The organism is Streptomyces sp. NPDC048111 (genome assembly GCF_043202815.1).
Taxonomy (GTDB): Bacteria; Actinomycetota; Actinomycetes; order Streptomycetales; family Streptomycetaceae; genus Streptomyces.
In genome coordinates this window covers 19,657-37,525 of the sequence record NZ_JBIDBD010000010.1, presented here as the reverse complement: position 1 = coordinate 37,525, position 17,869 = coordinate 19,657, and the positions used below count along the sequence as shown (strand labels likewise).

The following is a 17,869-nucleotide window of genomic DNA, read 5'->3' as shown; positions in this document are numbered from 1 at the left end:
CGCGACCAGCCCTCCACGGGCCGCGGCCGACCACCCGCACGCGGAAGCGAACCACCCCGGCCCGGGGGCCTTGGTCCGCAGACCGTGCTGGGTCACTCGCGCAGTTCCTCGCGCCCCTGGGGGGGGCGGTCAAGTCGTTCGGCTGCGGATCGGACGTGGTTGCTCGCGCAGTTCCCCGCGCCCCTGGGGGGCGATCAGGTCGTTCGGCTGCGGCGCCGGGGCGGTCAGGTCGGGGTGACGGTCAGGGTGCCCAGGCCTGCTCGGCGGAGCGCGATGGATCCGTACGGGGTGCGCAGCCGCAACCAGGGCCCGGAGACGAACAGCCCCACCTGCTCGACCCCGGAGGGACCCCCCGCGGCGGCGAGGGCGCGCACCGGGCGCAGGAAGCCGAGCGACTGCGCCGCGTGCACGGCCCGCAGCGGCAGTTCGGTGGAGCCGAGCGTGCGCGACCAGATCTCGCGTCCGATCCGCTCGCGCTCGGCGCGGGTACGCGCCTCCTCGGGCAACGCCTCGTCCCGGGAACGGAATTCGGCGACGGCGGCCGCGACCGCGCCCCGCATCCGCTCGGGCTCGGGCAGCCCCGTCACCGGCTGCCAGCCGCCGCGCGGCGGCAGCACTCCGGCCCAGGGCGGCCCGGTGACGGCGCCCGGGACGGACGCGCGGGAGGCGGACTCGTCGAGGGATTCGAGGAGTTCACCGGCGGAGACCGTCACGTCCAGGACGAGCGCGTCGTCGCTGAGCCGCGCCGTGCGGATCGCCAGCACCTCGAAGGACGGCGGCCTGCCGAAGACGGCGAGCGCGCCGCCACCCGCCTGGAGGCGGACCGCGGCGGCCCGGTCGTAATGGATCAGACGACCGAGGAAGGCGGCGAGGTCCGCCGCCTCCCTGGCGTCGTCGAAACGGAGCACGGCGCTCATGCCGCGGCGCGCTCCTGCCCGCCGGTACGGGAGCCGTCGTCCAGGTACTCCCTGAGGAAGGACTTCTCCTCGGCGGTGATCCGCCGCGGCCGCCCCTCCGCCAGGTCGTAGGGCACGACGACGGTGGACGCCGTGACGTAGACGAGCCCGCCGTCGCCGGGCTCCTTGATCTCGTACGAGATGGTCAGGGATGCCGCCCCGATCTTCGTCACCCACGACTCGATGATGACCGGCTCGTGCCGGTGCACCAGGGGCCGCTTGTAGTCGATCTCGTGGCGGGCCACGACGGACCCGCCCTGGAAGGACGGCGACCCGTCGCCCGGCTCCAGACGGAACATGAAGTCGATGCGGGCTTCCTCCAGGTAGCGGACGAAGACCACGTTGTTGACGTGCCCGAAGGCATCCATGTCCGACCAGCGCAGCGGGCAGCGGTAGATGTGACGGCTCACTGACGATCAGCCCCGGGTGAGCTTCTTGTACGTGGCGCGGTGCGGACGGGCCGCGTCCGCACCGAGGCGCTCGACCTTGTTCTTCTCGTACGACTCGAAGTTGCCCTCGAACCAGTACCACTTGGACTCGCCCTCGTAGGCGAGGATGTGGGTGGCCACCCGGTCCAGGAACCAGCGGTCGTGGGAGATCACGACGGCGGCACCGGGGAACTCCAGGAGCGCGTTCTCCAGCGAGGACAGCGTCTCGACGTCCAGGTCGTTGGTGGGCTCGTCGAGGAGCAGCAGGTTGCCGCCCTCCTTGAGCGTCAGCGCCAGGTTCAGACGGTTGCGCTCACCGCCGGACAGCACGCCCGCGGGCTTCTGCTGGTCCGGACCCTTGAAGCCGAACGCCGAGACGTAGGCGCGGGACGGCATCTCGACCTGGCCGACGTTGATGTAGTCCAGCTCGTCCGAGACGACGGCCCACAGCGTCTTCTTGGGGTCGATGTTGGCGCGGCTCTGGTCCACGTAGCTGATCTTGACGGTGTCGCCGACCTTGATGGAGCCGTTGTCCGGCGTCTCCAGGCCCTGGATCATCTTGAACAGCGTGGTCTTGCCGGCACCGTTGGGGCCGATGACGCCGACGATGCCGTTGCGCGGCAGCGTGAAGCTCAGGTCGTCGATGAGGACCTTGTCGCCGAAGGCCTTCGAGAGGTTGTTGACCTCGACGACGATGGAGCCCAGACGCGGGCCCGGCGGGATCTGGATCTCCTCGAAGTCCAGCTTCCGCATCTTGTCGGCTTCGGCGGCCATCTCCTCGTAGCGGGCCAGACGCGCCTTGGACTTGGTCTGGCGCCCCTTGGCGTTGGACCGCACCCACTCCAGCTCTTCCTTGAGCCGCTTGGCGCGCTTCTCGTCCTTCTTGCCCTCGACCTTGAGGCGCGTGGCCTTCTTGTCCAGGTAGGTCGAGTAGTTGCCCTCATAGGGGATGGCCCGGCCGCGGTCGAGTTCGAGGATCCACTCGGCGACGTTGTTCAGGAAGTACCGGTCGTGGGTGACCGCGACGACGGCGCCGGAGTACTTCGAGAGGTGCTGCTCCAGCCAGTTCACCGACTCGGCGTCGAGGTGGTTGGTGGGCTCGTCGAGGAGGAGCAGGTCCGGGGCCTCGATGAGCAGCTTGCAGAGCGCGACGCGGCGCTTCTCGCCACCGGAGAGGTTGGTGACGGGCCAGTCGCCGGGCGGGCAGCCCAGCGCGTCCATGGCCTGCTCCAGCTGGGCGTCCAGGTCCCACGCGTTGGCGTGGTCCAGGTCCTCCTGGAGCTTGCCCATCTCCTCCATGAGCGCGTCCGAGTAGTCGGTCGCCATCAGCTCGGCGACCTCGTTGAAGCGCGTCAGCTTGCCCATGAGCTCGGCGGCGCCGTCCTGGACGTTCTGCAGGACGGTCTTGGACTCGTCGAGCTGGGGCTCCTGCATGAGGATGCCGACGCTGAACCCGGGCGACAGGAAGGCGTCGCCGTTGGAGGGCTGCTCAAGGCCCGCCATGATCTTGAGAACGGTGGACTTACCGGCACCGTTCGGGCCGACCACACCGATCTTCGCGCCGGGAAGGAAGTTCAGGGTGACGTCATCAAGGATCACCTTGTCGCCGTGCGCCTTGCGCGTCTTGCGCATGGTGTAGATGAACTCAGCCAAGAGAAACCGTCCGGCAGATCGATGGGTGGGCAGATACACCCCATCTTGCCTGACGGCTACCCCCCGGGGGAAACGGGTAAGGGGTGGGGCCCACGAGCTGGGCGTTCTGCGGGGCTTTCGGTGGCCGGGCCGTCACCGCCCGTGAGTGACGGCCCGGCTTCGGGGGCACGACGACGGCCCCGGTACGCGTCGCGTACCGGGGCCGTCGGGGGCCGCTCGGTGGTCACCGGGTGGTGGTCACCGGGTCAGCTCCGGGTCGTGGGGCTTTCGCTCAGTGACCCGCGGTCCGCTTCTTGCGGAGGAAGAACACCGCGCCGCCGCCGAGCAGCACCAGGACGACCGCCGCACCGGCGATCATCGGGGTGGCGCTGGAGCTGCCGGTCTCGGCCAGGTTGGTGCCGGTGCCGCCGGTGTTCCCGGACGTCGAGCTGCCGCCGGCCGTGGCCGGGCTGGGCTTCGAGGACGGGGTGGGCGTGGCGGTGCCGGTGGTCTTGCAGTCGAGGGTGCCGGAGAAGTGCTGACCCGCGATGGTGAAGTCGTACTTCTCGTCCTCGGCGACCGGGAACAGGACGGTCTTGGTCTCGCCCGGCTTGACGGACCCGAGGGTCTTGCCGCCGACGGTCACCGGGTAGGCCTCGTCACCCTTGTTGGTGACGGTGATGTCCACGCCGCCCTTGGCGCAGTCCTTCTTGACCGTCACGGCCGGGATGGCACCCTGCTTGGCCCACGTGACCTTGGCCTGGGCGTTGACCGTCGAGTCGCTGGAGCCGGCCAGGATCTGCGTCTGGCTCTTGGAGTCGCTGGCGAAGGCGCGGCCGACCGGCACCTGCGTGGTGGTCGACAGGCGCACCGCGCCGGCGCCGGGCTGGGCGCCCGCCGGGACGTCGAAGAACAGCTGGCTGTTGTTGGCGGCGGAGGTCACGACCTTGCCCGCCTTGTCGACCACCTTCACGCCCGCGGCCTTGAGCTCCTCGGACGGGGTGACCGCGACCTTGTCGCCGTTGGTGTGCACGGTGACCGGGCCGAGCTTCGAGCCGGACTTGCCCGCGACCGAGGCGTTGTCGAGGGTCAGGGAGGCCTTGGGCTCCTCGACGACCTTCGCGTTGCTGATCAGCCACTCGGCGAGCTTCTCACCGATGTCGTTCTTGACCTTGACCGTCGCGCCGTCCGAGTAGTGCCAGATGGCGGCCTGGGTGGCCGCGGCGGCCTCGGCGTTGTTGAGCTTGCCCTTGATGCCCGCGGCCGCGGCCAGCTGGCCGAGGTCGTTCTTCTGCGGGTAGGAGTTCTCCAGGATCCAGCGGATCTTGCCGGCGTCCTTGTTGTTCGCCAGCGAGGTGCCGCTCCACGGCGTCTCGCGGTACTTGGCGTCGCTCTGCGTCGGGTTGTGGATGTCGATGCAGTACGTGCGCAGCGTGCCGCCGCCGTCCACGTTCATGCGGAACAGCCCGGCGGAGACGTCCTTCTCCTTGCCGTGCTTGCCGATGATGGTCGCGTCGGCGAACGAGCCGGGCTCAAGGCCCTGGATGGTGGCGGTGGCCCCGCCCTGACCCTGCTGGTCCGGCGTGTCAGCGAAGGCCGCACCCGCGCCGGCTATGGCACCGGCCGCGACGAGTCCCGAGACGGCTGCGGCAGTGGCGAGGCGCAGTGCACCCCGCTTGCGGGCGGAAGGCCCGTGAACGGCTGAAAACACAGAATTCCCCTTCGGGCGAGGCTCTTTCGCATGTGGTGCGCGTGCACGAGAGGTGCGCGTGGGGGAAGTGCCTCGCCGGCAGACTCAAGTGCCCCGTGAGTACGCGGGAATCCTAGGGATACGGAAGTCGGCGATCCGCAGGGATGACATCAGATAACCATTCCGATTCGCAATCGTTATCCCGGAACACGTGTGCCAGCTGAGCTTGTCGACAAATCCCCGGGACAGAAGGGGAGTTAAGGGGCACCGTCCGCGCTCCGGCCGGACCCCGCCCTCCTCTCCTGCCCACTCCCCTCCCGCCCCATCACCCCTCAAGTGCCCCCGCCCCAACGCCCGTCGGGGCCGGTTTTTCGGCCGCGGGAATGGCCGATTCCCATACCACTGCCGAACCGCCCCGTGTCTCGTGTCGCCCAGCCCGCTCGGCCTGAGCGGCCGGAGCGACGGGGGCGGCGGGGACGGCGGGGACGGCGGGGACGGCCGGGGCCGCCTCGCCCTTGAACACCCGCCGGAACGCCGTGGTCCCGCGCGACATGTCGTGCCCGATCGCCACCGCGTCCACGTCCGCCGAGAACCGGCGCGGCCCGTCCGCGCGTTCCTCGTCCCGGACCTTCAACCGGCCGTGCACCACGACGGGTTCGCCGATCGCCACCGAGCCGGTCAGATTCATGCCGAGCGTCCTGGACGCCCACACCGTGTAGAAGCTCGTCGCTCCGTCCACCCAGGACTGTTTCTCGCGGTCGAAGCGGCGCGCGGTCACCGCAAGCCGGAACCGGGCCACCCCGCCCGTCGCCGTCTCCCGCCAGTCGACCTGCGTCGCCACATTGCCGACCAGCGTCACCATCGTCTCGTTCACTGCCCTCAACCCCCGTGCCCGGTCAAACCCGTGGGCCCGAACGCGTCCGCGCCGGGGCGGCGCCGCACAGAAAAGCCCCGCCCGGTCCAGCCGTCGATCGAACCCTTGCGCTGTCGATCTCCATGCTGGACCGGACGGGGAGTTCGTGCCGGAGCCTGTGGACCGACCCCGGCCTGTGGAAAACCCGCTCACCCGTACGGGAGGACCCGCCTCACCCCTGCGGGCGGGACCCGCCTCACCCGTCCAAAAGGATCCGCCTCACCCGGGCGCCCCCGCCACCGCCGCGTACTGCTCGCGCACCTCCCGGTACCGCAGCAGCTCGGCCGCCACCGGGTCGAGCACCTTGGCCCGGCCGCAGGCCGCCGCCGCCTCCCGGAGTCTGCGCTCGGCCTCCTGCCCGTAGCGCCGCCCGGGGCCCCGCGCGGCCACCGAGCACGCCCACTCGATCAGCGGGCCGCCCACGATGCCGCCCAGCATCACGAGCGCGGGCACGATCAGGCCGGGCGTGAGCACCCCGAGGATCTGGCCGAGCAGCCAGAGCCCGCCCACGACCTGAACACCCGTCATGACCATCTGGGCCAGCACCGCCGCGGGCCACCACGGGGGCCGGGGCGAGGTGCCGCGTTCCAGCTCCTCCCGCACCGCCAGCTCGTCCAGCGCCTCGGGAAGCCCCTCCGCCCCGCGCACCGCGGCCTCGCGCACGGCCTGCGCCCAGGGCACGGGCAGGCCCGCGGCCGCCTCGTCGGCGACCGTGCGCACCGCCTGTTCGACCCGCTGGCGTGCGGTGATCTGCTCGTCGGCCGGAGCGCCTGAGCGCGGCCGCTGTGACGCGGGCACCCGGATCCGGTCGTACCAGCGCCACAGGCGCAACCACGGCGTGCCGCAGGCGTGCTGGGCGCTCCGCCGCCACTCGCGCTCGGCCGCCTCGCCCGCGGCGGACGCGCCGACCGCGGCGGCGAGCCGGTCCGCGAAGTCCTTGCGGGCCCGTTCGCCGAGCCCGGCCCTGCCGTCCGCCACGTACAGCGGGCGCAGTTCGGCGGCGGCGGCGTCCACGTCGGCGGCCAGACGGCGGGCGGCGGCGCCGCGCTCCTGGACGAACCGGCCGAGCTGCTCGCGCAGTTCGGCCACGCCCCGGCCGGTCAGCGCGGACACGGCGTGCACCGACGCACCCGGCTCGCCGTGTTCGCCGAGCGCCATGCCGTCCTCGTCGAGCAGCCGCCGCAGGTCGTCGAGCACCTGGTCGGCGGCCTCGCCGGGCAGCCGGTCCACCTGGTTGAGCACCACGAAGCTCACCTCGGCGTGGCCGGCCATGGGGCGCAGATAGCGCTCGTGGAGCACCGCGTCGGCGTACTTCTCCGGGTCCACGACCCACACGATGGCGTCGACCAGGGCGAGCACCCGGTCGGCGGCCCTGCGGTGCGAGACGACCGCCGAGTCCAGGTCGGGGAGGTCGACCAGGACCAGTCCCTCCAGGTCGCCGCCCGCGCTGTCGAGCGGGCGGCGGCGCAGCCGGCCGGGGATGCCGAGCCGGTCGAGCAGCCCCGCGGCGCCGTCGGTCCAGCTGCACGCGATGGGGGCGCCGGTGGTCGGGCGGCGCAGTCCGGTGTCCGAAATGGGGCTTCTGGCAAGGGCGTTGAAGAGGGTGGACTTGCCGCTCCCGGTGGCGCCCGCGACGGCGACGACAGTGTGCCGCGCGGACAGGCGCTGGCGCGCCGACGCCTCGTCCAGCACCCGCCCGGCCTCGGCGAGCGCCTGGGCGTCGAGCCGGGTGCGGGAGAGGCCCACCAGTTCGCGCAGCGCGTCGAGGCGCCCGCGCACCGCGCCGACGTACGGGCCGCCGATGGGCTCGAACGCGGCGTCCTGCGCCTGCTCGTCCTCCCCGGTGGGTGTGGTCTCGCCGGGCTCGGCGGCGCGCCGCGCGATCAGCCCGTCGGCCCAGCGGTCCTCGGCCTCCTGCGTCATGCGGCCTTCCTCTCCTTCTGCACTACGGACAGGGCGGCGATCAGCCCCGCCTGCGGTTCGGGCCGTACCTCAAGGGCGTCCAGCGGCGCGAGCCGCCGTTCGCGTTCGGCGCCGAGCACCTGGTCGATGTACGCGGTGACGAGCTCGCCGCCCTTGTCGCGCAGGCGCAGGGCGCCATGGGCGCCGATGCGCTCGGCGAGCCGCTCGCCCGCACGGCGGGCCCGGCGCCCGCCGAGCAGCGCGGCGGCCAGCAGCGCGGCCACGGTCTCCGGGTCGGGGGCGAGCGAGCGTTCCATCTCGCGCACCTCGTCCTCGGCGAGCTCTTCGAGCACCCGCCGCCAGCGCCGCACGGCGAGCCCGATGCGGTCCTCCGGGTCCTCGTGGCGGACCTCGCCGGCGAACCGCCCCGCCGCCGGCTCGCGCGCCCACGCCTCCCTGACGCGCTCGTCGGCGGCGGCGGCCGCGCAGCGCAGCAGTTCGGCGAGGCTGTCCACGAGCGCGTCGAGCACCTCGCCGGAGGTGGCGCCGGCGGGGTGGGCGCGCCAGCGGGTGAGCGCGTCCCCGGCGAGCACCTCACCGGCCCGCAGCCGGCGCCGGACCCGCTCGCCCTCCTTGGCGTACGCGTCCTCGACGGCTCCGGTGAGGCGCACGGCGGCGGCGTACTGGGCCGCGACGGCCGAGGCCAGCTCCGGCATCCGCGCGTTGAGCGACTCGATCGCGCCGGACGCGGTACGGGCCACGGCCTGCTGACGGGCGGCCGGGTCCTGGCTGCGGTGGGTGAGCCAGGTGCGCAGCGCGGCGACAGCGGTGGAGGGCAGCAGCCCGTGCGAGGCCCCGGCGGACTCGGGCAGTTCGGGCACGGTGAAGCGGGGCACCTCGCCGAGTCCGGCCCGGGTGAGCAACGCGCCGTACTGCCGCGACACTTCGGCGAGCACCTGGTGCGGCACCCGGTCCAGGACGGTGACCAGCGTGGCGTCGTACTCCTTGGCCGTACGCAGCAGGTGCCAGGGCACCGCGTCGGCGTACCGGGAGGCGGTGGTGACCATGACCCAGATGTCGGCGGCGCAGATCAGTTCGGCGGCCAGGATGCGGTTGCCGACGACCAGGGAGTCGATGTCCGGCGCGTCGAGCAGGGCGAGGCCGCGCGGCAGCGCGGTGGTGGTCTCGACGCGTACGGAGCCGTCGTGGCCGGCCCCCGGCAGGGCGTCGTCCTCGATGTCCTCGTGCTGCTGCGGCAGCCATACGCGGGTGAGTTCGGGCAGCACCCTCGGTCCCGCGAACCACTCCCGGTCGTCCGGGTGGCACACGAGGACGGGGGTGCGCGTGGTGGGCCGCAGCACGCCGGCCTCACTGACCCGGCGCCCCACAAGGGAGTTGACGAGTGTGGACTTGCCCGCGCCCGTGGAGCCGCCGATGACGGCGAGGAGCGGGGCGTCGGGATCTCTGAGCCGGGGCAGCAGATAGTCGTCGAGTTGTGCGAGCAGCTCACTGCGCGTCTGCCGGGCGCGTGGCGCACCCGGCAGGGGCAGTGGGAGACGCACGGCGGCGACACTGTCGCGCAGGGCGGAGAGTGCGTCGATGAGCTGAGGCCGTACGTCCATGGTCACCACATGCGAAGAATGCCCAATTTTGGCGGCTTTTTGAAGCGTATGGGCGCCGCCGCGCGCGTCCATAGCCCACCGAGACGCGCCGAACGGACACTTGGGGCACACGGGACGAGTGGGACGCAGGCATAACGAGTGCACAACACCCTGCGCCATGAGCGTCAAAAGCGCTGCGTGATTCGCACCCGCCTGCGATTATCGGTTCGCTTCACCGAACCTCCACATCGTGCCACGCAGGTGAAGCAACCGGGACGAGGTGACAGGAGCCCTATCCTTGTCCCCGGCAAGGCCACCGGCCCGGGACCCGTCCCGGACCCGAACCCCTGCCCGCTCGGGGCTCCAGGCCACCGAGGCCCCATCCGGCCCCCGTAGCTCAGTGGATAGAGCAGGCGCCTTCTAAGCGCTTGGCCGCAGGTTCGAGTCCTGCCGGGGGCGCCCAGCCCAACCGGGCGCTCGGCCCTCCTTCGGGAGGGCCTTTTTGCTGCTCACACCATCGGGGGTGCCCCGCCGAGCTCCCGGTACACCCGTTCCGTCTCCTGGGGCGTCAGGGCGCGGGCCGGCAGGGGGCGTTGCGCCGTGGCCCGGAAGCCGTCCAGGAGGAGGGCCAGGGGGCGGCGCCAGGAGCCGGGGCGGACCGCTTCGACCGCGGGCAGGGACGCGCCGAGCGCGCTCAGGGCGAACAGGAGGTCCTCCGGCACCACGTCCGTGCGCAGCTCGCCGTCCGCCGCGGCGCGGCGCATCAGCTCGCTCAGGGTCGTGTGGTTGTGGACGTGGATCGCGTCCAGGGTCGGGACGCCCCGGATGCCGGTCGTCATCAGGTCGCCCACTCCCCGGTCCCGGGCCAGCAGCGCGCAGACGCCCTCCAGGTACGCGGTGAGCGCGCCCCACGCGTCCTCGGCGCGGCGGGCCTCGTCCCCCGAGGCCATCACCGCCGTCAGGTCCGCGCGGAAGACCGCCTCCACCAGGTCGCCCCGGGCCGGGAAGCGCCGGTACAGGGTCGCGTTGCCCACCCCGGCGCGCTTGGCGATCTCGTCCAGCGGGACGTTCAGACCCTGCTCGGCGAAGAGTTCCCGCGCCGCCGCGACCAGCAGGTCCCGGTTGCGCTGGGCATCGCGCCGCAGTGGCTGGCGTTCGGTCGGGGACTCCGGCGGGGGCATGAGCGCCGACCCTACACAACCGGACGCCCCCGGCCCCGCCCCGCCGGCGGCCACAGGCCGGCCCCGCCCCGCCGGCAGCCACAGGCCGGCGCCGTCCCGCCGGCGGCCGCCTCTCCGGAGCGCCCCTCAGCGCCGCCCGGGCGGAGCCCACGGCACGCGCCGCGCCGTATCCTTCTTGCGAACCATGTGCAATAACGCATGACAGGCAGAAGGAGGTGCTCCGCATGGAGCGACCCGTGGTGCTCGGGATCGAGTCGTCCTGCGACGAGACGGGGGCCGGCCTCGTCCGGGACGGGCGCCTGCTCGGCCACGCGGTGGCGTCGAGCATGGACGAGCACGCGCGCTACGGCGGGGTCGTGCCCGAGATCGCCGCCCGGGCCCACGTCCACTCCTTCACCCCGGTCGTCCAACGGGCCCTGGAACAGGCCGGGTTGAGCAGGAGCGACATCGGGGCGGTGGCCGTGACGACGGGGCCCGGGCTCTCCGGCGCCCTCCAGGTGGGGCTCGCCGGCGCGAAGAGCCTGGCGTACGCCCTGGACGTACCGCTGTACGGGGTGCACCACCTGGCCGGGCACGTGGCCGCCGACACCCTGGAACACGGCCCGCTGCCCGACCCCTGCGTGGTGCTGATCGTCTCCGGCGGGCACACCTCGCTCCTGCTCGTACGGGACCTGGCCCGGGACCCGATCGTCCACCTCGGCGACACCCTGGACGACGCGGCCGGCGAGTGCTTCGACAAGGTCGCCCGGGTCTTCGGCCTGCCCTACCCCGGCGGCCCCGCCATCGACCGGGCGGCCCGGGGCGGGGACGCGGGCGCGGTGGCCTTCCCGCGGCCGCTGACCGGCCCGCGCGACGACCCGTACGCCTTCTCCTTCTCCGGGCTCAAGACCGCCGCCGCCCGCTGGGCCGAGCGGCACGCCGGCGGCCCGCTGCCCGTGGCCGACGGCTCGGCCGCGCTCCAGGAGGCCGTCGCCGACGTGCTGACCCGCAAGGCGGTGGCGGCCTGCCGGGCGCACGGCGTCGAGACCCTGGTCGTGGTGGGCGGGGTCGCCGCGAACTCGCGGGTGCGGGCGCTGGCCGAACAGCGCTGCGCGCAGGCCGGAATCACCCTGCGCGTACCGCCGCTCGGGCTGTGCACCGACAACGGCGCGATGATCGCGGCGGTCGGCGACCTGCTGGTCCGGGCGGGCGCCGAGCCCGCTCCGCTCGACGTCTCGATCGACCCGTCCGCCCCGCTGGAGTACGCGGCCCTGCACCCGCTCGCCCGCGCCGCCCGCGCGGCGTGAGGAAGCCCACCAGAACGCGGAAGGGTGCCCCGGGCCTCCCGGGGCAGGCGGTCGTCCGGTGCTCAGGGCGCTGTTTGTAAGCTCGACCAGGCGCACCCACCCCCTGCACTCCCCCGCACGCGCGGCCCCGCGAGAGGACACACCATGACCACCGAGCTGAGCTCCGACGCCCTCGCCGGGCTGCTCGACCAGGCCCGGCAGGACTACGAGGCCCTCGCGGCCCGCGGCCTCAGGCTCGACCTCACCCGGGGCAAGCCCGCGCCCGAACAGCTCGACCTCTCCGAGGAGCTGCTCAGCCTGCCCGGCGGCGCCCGCCACACCTCCGCGGACGGCACCGACGTGCGCAACTACGGCGGCCTCCAGGGCCTCGCCGAGCTGCGCGAGATATTCGCCGAGGTGCTCCAGGTGCCGGCCGGGCAGCTGCTCGCCGCGGGCAACTCCAGCCTGGAGCTCATGCACGACTGCCTGGTGCACGCGATGCTCAGCGTGGTGCCGGGCGCCGACTCCCACTGGGTGGACCAGGAGCGCCTGGCCTTCCTGTGCCCGGTGCCCGGCTACGACCGGCACTTCGCGCTGTGCGAGCGGTTCGGCATCGAGATGATCCCGGTCCCGATGTCCGACGCGGGCCCGGACATGGACGTGGTGGAGCGCCTGGTCGCCGAGGACGCGGGCATCAAGGGCATCTGGTGCGTGCCGAAGTACAGCAACCCGAGCGGCGTCAGCTACAGCGACGAGACGGTGCTGCGGCTCGCCCGCATGGAGACCGCCGCCCCGGACTTCCGGATCTTCTGGGACAACGCCTACGCCGCCCACCACCTCACCGACGAGCCCGTGGAGATCGCGGACCTGCTCGGCGCGTGCGCGGGCGCCGGCCACCCGGACCGCGCGTTCGTCTTCGGCTCCACCTCGAAGATCACCGCCGCCGGCGCGGGCGTCGCCTTCTTCGGCGCCTCGCCCGCCAACGTGCAGTGGCTGCTCGCCAACAACTCCAAGCGCTCGATCGGCCCGGACAAGGTCAACCAGCTGCGCCACGTCCTGTTCCTCAAGGACGCGGACGGGGTGCGGGCCCACATGGAGCTCCAGCGCGCCCTGCTCCAGCCGAAGTTCGAGACCGTGCAGCGCATCCTGGAGAGCGAGCTCGGCGGTACGGGCCTGGCGAGCTGGACCGTGCCCAAGGGCGGCTACTTCGTCACCCTCGAAGTGCCCGAGGGCTGCGCGAAGGAGGTCGTGGCGCGGGCCGGCGCGGCCGGTGTCGTGCTGACCCCGGCCGGCGCCACCCACCCCTACGGCAGCGACCCGAAGGACGCCACCATCCGCATCGCGCCCAGCTACCCGGGCCTCGCGGAGCTGGAGCAGGCGATCCTCGGCCTGACCGCCTGTGTGCGGCTCGTCGGCTACGAGAAGCTGCTGGCGGCCTGACGCCGCCCGGCCGGGAGCCCGGACCTCGCGGTCCGGGCCCTAGGTCGTGTCTTCAAAGTCCCGTCTGGTCGGCGGGGTCTGGCACGCACGCTCGCGGCGTTGTCGTCGGTCGCCGACTCCCCCGAGGTCTCGGCTCCGCTCGAACAGGAGGGACCCCCATCGCGTCGACTCCCTCCTCCGCCTTGCGATCGCACGCACCAGACCCCGCCGACCCCGCCCTTCGGGCGGACTACGCCACTTTGAAGACACTCCCTAGGACACGATGTCCTTGCGGGCGAACCCGCGGAAGGCCAGGGCGAACAGGACGAGCGCGTACGCCACCGAGACCGCCGAGCCCTTCAGCATGCCGCCCCACTCCAGGTGCGGCTGGAGCGCGTCGGCCCAGGCGAACTGCCAGTGCGCGGGCAGGAAGTCCCGCCAGTGGCCGAGCGCCGTCACCGCGTCCAGGACGTTGCCGACGATGGTCAGGCCGACCGCGCCGCCGACCGCGCCGAGCGGTGCGTCGGTCCGCGTGGAGAGCCAGAACGCCAGCGCCGCGGTGACCAGTTGGGACACGAAGACGAAGGCCACCGCGACGGCGATGCGGGGCAGTGCCTCGCCCGCGCCGAGCGACCCGCCGGTCGGGATCCGCAGCGGGCCCCAGCCGTAGGCCGCGGTACCCGCCGCGAGCGCCACCACCGGCAGCAGCACGATCGCCGCCGCGCTGAACCCGAGCGCCACCGCGAGCTTCGACCACAGCAGCCGGGCCCGTGGCACCGGCGCCGCGAGCAGATAGCGCAGCGAGGACCAGCTCGCCTCGGAGGCCACGGTGTCGCCGCAGAACAGCGCGACGGGCACCACGAGCAGGAAGCCCGCCGACACGAACAGGCAGGTGGCGGCGAAGTTGGCGCCGGAGGCGGTCGCCGTGTCCATCAGCGTGATGCGGCCGTTGCGGCTGCTCGGGCTGCCGCCGATGGCGAACGCGGCGATCAGGATGAACGGCAGCGCGCCGAGCACCGCGCCCATCACGAGCGTGCGCCGGCGCTTGAACTGCCGGGCGGCCTCCACGCGCAGCGGCAGGGTGCGCCGGGCCCGGTAGCCCGGGGCCGTCGCGTCGGCCGGGGACTGTGTCACCGCGCTCACGCGGAACCTCCGATCAGGGTGAGGAAGGCGTCCTCCAGGCGGCGGTGCGGGCCCACCCCGGTCACCTGGACGTCCAGCCGCAGGAGTTCGGCGATGAGCTCGGTGGCGGTCGCCCCGTCGAGCCGGACCAGGAGGCCCTCGTCGGTGCGCAGTGCCGAGCCGATGCCGGGCAGGGCCGCAACCTTGTCGACGACGGCCTCGCCGGGCCGCCCCTCGGTCGTGACGAGCAGGGTGTCGCCCGAACCCGTGATCTCGGCGACCGGACCGGCCTGGACGAGCCGTCCGCGGTCCATCACCACCAGGTGCGTGCAGGACTGCTCCACCTCGGAGAGGAGGTGGCTGGAGACGATCACGGTGCGCCCGCCCTCGGCGTACCGGATCATCACGTCCCGCATCTCGCGGATCTGGGGCGGGTCGAGCCCGTTGGTCGGTTCGTCCAGGATCAGCAGGTCCGGCATGCCGAGCATGGCCTGGGCGATGGCGAGGCGCTGGCGCATGCCCTGCGAGTAGGTGCGGACCGCGCGCTGGACGGCGTCGCCGAGGCCCGCGATCTCCAGCGCCTCCCCAATGCGGGAGTCGCCGGCGGGGCGGCCGGTCGCCTTCCAGTACAGCTCCAGGTTCTCGCGGCCCGAGAGGTGCGGCAGGAAGCCCGCGCCCTCGACGAACGCGCCGACCCGGGACAGCACGGGCGAGCCGGGCCTGATCGCGTGGCCGAACACCCGGATCTCGCCGCCGTCGGGCCTGATCAGGCCCATCAGCATGCGCAGGGTGGTGGTCTTGCCCGCGCCGTTGGGCCCGAGCAGGCCGAGCACCTGGCCCCGCTCGACCCGGAAGGACAGCTCGCGCACCGCGTACCGGTCACCGGCCCGTGCGTACTTCTTCGTCAAGTCGGCGATCTGGAGCGGCACTTGGGCCAGCTCCGGGTCGGGCGTGGGGGTGTGGGTGCGCCGGGTGATCAGGAGCGCCCCGCCGATGAGGGCGCCGCCGAGCGGCAGCCCCCACACCCACCAGGGCAGGCCCGCCGAGGCCGTCCGCGCGGCCGGCACGGTCGGCACGCTCAGGCCGCCGCCGTCGAGCGCGACGGTGTACGTGGCGGGCGCGGCCGGCGAGGCGAAGCCGAGGTCGGTCGCGGCGACCACGAGGCGCAGCCGGTGGCCCGGCTCGACGGCGTGGTCCACGGCGGGCAGCGTCAGTTCGACGCTCCTGCCGTTCTTGGCGCCGTCGACCCGCAGGGGCGCGACGAGCTGGGACGGCAGCACCTGCTGCTTGCCGTCGGGGCCGACGTCGTACACCTTCCCGAAGATCACCGCGCTGTCCCCGCTCGACGTCACCTTGAGGCGGACGGTGGGCGAGCCGGTGATGTGGAGGCCGGTGGTCAGACGCGCCGAGTCGAACCGGGCGTACTGGCCGGGGAAGTCGAGGGAGACGCCGACGCCGAGCGACGACAGGCCCGACAGGCCGGCGCCGAGGCCGGGCACCGCCGAGATGGCGGGCGGCGCGCCGCCGGGCGGGTTGTCGAAGCGCTGCTCGCGGCCGGTGAGCGCGACGGTGTGCGGCCCGGCGGCGAGGCCCGGGTAGGTGTCGTCGGACGCGCCCCTCAACTGGGCCGATCCATCGGTGGAGTTGAGGCCTCCGGTGCGGGTGACGCGGAAGGCGGGGCCGGTGTCGGCGCTCTTGTCGCCCTTGAGGTAGCGGTCGAACCACTGGGTGACGCGGGCCCGGGTGCGGCCGGTCTCGCGGTCGCCGCCGTCGTGGCCGCCGGCGATCCAGTCGACGGCGACGGGCGCGCCGTTGGCCTTGACCGCCCTGGCCATGGCGTCGGCCTGGCCGAGCGGGAACAGCGAGTCGGTCTGGCCCTGCATGATCAGCGCGGGCACCTTGATCCTGGATCCCACGGCGGACGGGCTCCGCGCCTCCAGGAGCTTCTCGGCCTCCTGGTCGGGCCGGCCCGCGCTCGCCACACGGTTGTACAGGGCGCAGATCTCCGGCTCGAACTTCTGGCAGCCGCCCGCGGTGGAGACGAAGATCCCGGCCCAGAGCTTCTTGTAGACGCCGTCGGGGAAGAAGACGTCCGACAGGTTCCAGTAGGTCATCTCCGGGGCGATCGCGTCGACGCGCCGGTCGTAACCCGCGGCGAGCAGCGAGATCGCGCCGCCGTAGGACACTCCGGTCACGCCCACGCGCGGGTCGCCCGCGCCGTCGAGCCGCACCTCGGGGCGCCGGGCGAGCCAGTCGATGAGCCGCGAGACGTCCTTGACCTCGAAGTCCGGGTCGTTGAGCCCGATCTGCCCGGTGGACCGGCCGAAGCCGCGCGCGGACCAGGTCAGGACCGCGTACCCCTCGCGCGCGAGCTGCTCGGCCTGGCCGGAGACCTCGTCCTTGCTGCCGCCGAAGCCGTGCCCGATCAGCACGGCGGGCCGCTTGCCACCGGCGCCGCCCGCCGTGAAGAACGAGGTGTCGATCTTCGCGCCGGGCATGTCGAGCACCCGGTCCTCGCGGTGGACGGCCGGGGCGCCCGAAGCGCCCGCGGCACTCCAGACGCCGGCCCCGGCCAGGGCGACGAGGGCCGCCGCCCCCGCGGCCACCCGCCATCGGCGTCTGCGCATGCTGATCTCCATGCTCCAACGGTATGCGCCCGCACCGGCGTCCGAAGCTGCCGCTGGGTGGAAGTGCCTGCTGTACCCGGGGAGTACGAGCGCTCCCCGGCATACCGCACCGGGAGTAGCCGGGGCGTTTTCCCCGGCCCGCTCCGGCGGTGTCAGTGGTGTTCGATACAGTCCCCACTTCGCGTTGGACCGCGGAAATTCGCGTTGGACCGCAAAAAAGGGGTGGGGACGATGGGCAGGCGTGGCACGGGGGTGTGGGCGGTGGGCGCCGTGGCCGTGGTGGTCGCGGTGACGGGCTGTTCGGCCGGGTCGCACGCGGTGGACACGGGCCGCAAGGCCGCCGACAAGGCGGCCGGCGCGGCGGACAAGGCCAACAGCATGGTGCTGGCCGCGCTGACCCGGGCGGGCGACCGCTCGCAGAAGGCCGGTTCGGCCGAGGTGTCGGTGACGACACAGCTCGCCAACCAGCCGGCGCCGACCACCATGGCGGGCACGTACACCTGGGGCAACGGCCTCGCCTTCGACGTGGAGGCGGACGCCAAGAGCATGAACATGCAGCAGCTCGTCTCGGACGGCACCGTGACGATGCGGTACGTGAAGGGCGCCTACTACTACGGCGTCGACGCGCAGCCGAGCGGCCCGCTGGAGAACAAGCACTGGATGAAGGTCGAGGCCTCCGCGATCCTCGGCGAGCAGGGCGAGAGCGCGGTGGCCGGCAGTGGTGACCCGACGGCGGGCCTGCGTTCGCTGCGGTACGCCAAGAACGTCGCGCAGATAGGCCAGGAGACCGTCCTCGGCCGGTCGACCACGCACTACAAGGCGGTGGTGTCCAAGGCCGACCTGGGCGCCGCCGGCAAGGCCCTGTCCGGCGACGACGGCAACAGCCTGATGAAGCAGTTCACCGGCGGTGTCGACCAGCTCACCTTCGAGGTGTGGGTGGACAAGAACGACCTGCCGGTGCGGGTGAACGAGCAGTTCGGCGGCGCCACGGTGTCCATGGACTTCAAGCGGTTCGGGGCCACCAAGCCGGTCGTGGTGCCGACGGCCTCCGACACGGCCGACATGACGGAGGCCTTCAAGAAGCTGACCCAGCCGGCCGCCTGACGGACCGTCAGCGAGCCCGGCCGCCCGGG

At 73.0% G+C, this 17,869-nt stretch carries 13 protein-coding genes and 1 tRNA gene; 4 read left to right on the top strand and 10 right to left on the bottom strand.

The window, feature by feature from the left end; all coding sequences use genetic code 11:
- Positions 1 to 224: 224 nt before the first annotated feature.
- From ACGF3I_RS18465 to ACGF3I_RS18435, 7 genes are all read right to left on the bottom strand, one after another.
- Positions 225 to 917: a hypothetical protein gene (locus ACGF3I_RS18465; RefSeq protein ID WP_393133249.1), complete on the bottom strand. Its 693-nt coding sequence runs from the start codon at positions 915 to 917 to the stop codon at positions 225 to 227.
- Positions 914 to 1,366 carry an acyl-CoA thioesterase gene (locus tag ACGF3I_RS18460; protein ID WP_393133247.1) on the bottom strand — a complete coding sequence of 151 codons (453 nt, stop codon included), beginning with the start codon at positions 1,364 to 1,366 and terminating at the stop codon, positions 914 to 916. Before ACGF3I_RS18460 ends, ACGF3I_RS18465 begins: the two co-directional genes overlap by 4 nt.
- A gap of 6 nt (positions 1,367 to 1,372) precedes the next feature.
- Positions 1,373 to 3,037, bottom strand: coding sequence for an energy-dependent translational throttle protein EttA (gene ettA / locus ACGF3I_RS18455; RefSeq protein WP_393133245.1), 1,665 nt, complete (start codon positions 3,035 to 3,037; stop codon positions 1,373 to 1,375).
- 271 nt (positions 3,038 to 3,308) lie between these two features.
- Positions 3,309 to 4,727: a Cys-Gln thioester bond-forming surface protein gene (locus tag ACGF3I_RS18450; RefSeq protein ID WP_393133243.1), complete on the bottom strand. Its 1,419-nt coding sequence runs from the start codon at positions 4,725 to 4,727 to the stop codon at positions 3,309 to 3,311.
- Positions 4,728 to 5,031: 304 nt separating this feature from the next.
- Positions 5,032 to 5,580, bottom strand: a complete 549-nt coding sequence (locus ACGF3I_RS18445; RefSeq protein WP_393133241.1) for a single-stranded DNA-binding protein — start codon at positions 5,578 to 5,580, stop codon at positions 5,032 to 5,034.
- 258 nt (positions 5,581 to 5,838) lie between these two features.
- The gene (locus tag ACGF3I_RS18440; RefSeq protein WP_393133239.1) at positions 5,839 to 7,542 is read right to left on the bottom strand and encodes a GTPase; all 1,704 of its coding nucleotides are present in this window, start codon (positions 7,540 to 7,542) and stop codon (positions 5,839 to 5,841) included.
- Positions 7,539 to 9,143, bottom strand: coding sequence for a dynamin family protein (locus ACGF3I_RS18435; protein WP_393133237.1), 1,605 nt, complete (start codon positions 9,141 to 9,143; stop codon positions 7,539 to 7,541). The genes ACGF3I_RS18440 and ACGF3I_RS18435 overlap by 4 nt, the downstream gene beginning before the upstream one ends.
- A gap of 365 nt (positions 9,144 to 9,508) precedes the next feature.
- Between ACGF3I_RS18435 and ACGF3I_RS18430 the strand changes: the two genes are divergently transcribed.
- Positions 9,509 to 9,581, top strand: a tRNA-Arg gene (locus ACGF3I_RS18430).
- A gap of 50 nt (positions 9,582 to 9,631) precedes the next feature.
- Here the strand turns inward: ACGF3I_RS18430 and ACGF3I_RS18425 are convergent.
- Complete coding sequence (locus ACGF3I_RS18425) at positions 9,632 to 10,303, bottom strand: TetR/AcrR family transcriptional regulator (RefSeq protein WP_393133235.1); 672 nt, start codon at positions 10,301 to 10,303, stop codon at positions 9,632 to 9,634.
- A gap of 224 nt (positions 10,304 to 10,527) precedes the next feature.
- On the opposite strand from ACGF3I_RS18425, the gene tsaD reads away from it, so the two are divergent.
- Together tsaD and ACGF3I_RS18415 are read left to right on the top strand one after the other, a co-directional pair.
- Positions 10,528 to 11,589: a tRNA (adenosine(37)-N6)-threonylcarbamoyltransferase complex transferase subunit TsaD gene (tsaD, locus tag ACGF3I_RS18420; protein ID WP_393133233.1), complete on the top strand. Its 1,062-nt coding sequence runs from the start codon at positions 10,528 to 10,530 to the stop codon at positions 11,587 to 11,589.
- A 144-nt stretch (positions 11,590 to 11,733) separates the two neighbouring features.
- The gene (locus tag ACGF3I_RS18415) at positions 11,734 to 13,008 is read left to right on the top strand and encodes an aminotransferase class I/II-fold pyridoxal phosphate-dependent enzyme (protein WP_393133231.1); all 1,275 of its coding nucleotides are present in this window, start codon (positions 11,734 to 11,736) and stop codon (positions 13,006 to 13,008) included.
- Between the two features lie 252 nt (positions 13,009 to 13,260).
- On the opposite strand, the gene ACGF3I_RS18410 is transcribed toward ACGF3I_RS18415, so the two are convergent.
- Together ACGF3I_RS18410 and ACGF3I_RS18405 are read right to left on the bottom strand one after the other, a co-directional pair.
- Positions 13,261 to 14,130, bottom strand: a complete 870-nt coding sequence (locus ACGF3I_RS18410; protein ID WP_393133229.1) for an ABC transporter permease — start codon at positions 14,128 to 14,130, stop codon at positions 13,261 to 13,263.
- A complete protein-coding gene (locus ACGF3I_RS18405; RefSeq protein ID WP_393133227.1) occupies positions 14,127 to 16,748 on the bottom strand; it encodes an alpha/beta fold hydrolase in 2,622 nt (873 codons plus the stop codon). The genes ACGF3I_RS18410 and ACGF3I_RS18405 overlap by 4 nt, the downstream gene beginning before the upstream one ends.
- A gap of 219 nt (positions 16,749 to 16,967) precedes the next feature.
- Between ACGF3I_RS18405 and ACGF3I_RS18400 the strand changes: the two genes are divergently transcribed.
- The gene (locus ACGF3I_RS18400) at positions 16,968 to 17,840 is read left to right on the top strand and encodes a hypothetical protein (protein ID WP_393133225.1); all 873 of its coding nucleotides are present in this window, start codon (positions 16,968 to 16,970) and stop codon (positions 17,838 to 17,840) included.
- The last annotated feature ends 29 nt before the right edge of the window (positions 17,841 to 17,869 follow it).

What these genes read in the sequence shown, in the direction of transcription:
- ACGF3I_RS18465 (WP_393133249.1), bottom strand. Translation starts at nt 917, where the DNA reads ATGAGCGCCGTGCTCCGTTTCGACGACGCCAGGGAGGCGGCGGACCTC.
- ACGF3I_RS18440 (WP_393133239.1), bottom strand. Translation starts at nt 7,542, where the DNA reads ATGACGCAGGAGGCCGAGGACCGCTGGGCCGACGGGCTGATCGCGCGG.
- ACGF3I_RS18435 (WP_393133237.1), bottom strand. Translation starts at nt 9,143, where the DNA reads ATGGACGTACGGCCTCAGCTCATCGACGCACTCTCCGCCCTGCGCGAC.
- ACGF3I_RS18425 (WP_393133235.1), bottom strand. Translation starts at nt 10,303, where the DNA reads ATGCCCCCGCCGGAGTCCCCGACCGAACGCCAGCCACTGCGGCGCGAT.
- tsaD (WP_393133233.1), top strand. Translation starts at nt 10,528, where the DNA reads ATGGAGCGACCCGTGGTGCTCGGGATCGAGTCGTCCTGCGACGAGACG.
- ACGF3I_RS18415 (WP_393133231.1), top strand. Translation starts at nt 11,734, where the DNA reads ATGACCACCGAGCTGAGCTCCGACGCCCTCGCCGGGCTGCTCGACCAG.
- ACGF3I_RS18405 (WP_393133227.1), bottom strand. Translation starts at nt 16,748, where the DNA reads ATGGAGATCAGCATGCGCAGACGCCGATGGCGGGTGGCCGCGGGGGCG.
- ACGF3I_RS18400 (WP_393133225.1), top strand. Translation starts at nt 16,968, where the DNA reads ATGGGCAGGCGTGGCACGGGGGTGTGGGCGGTGGGCGCCGTGGCCGTG.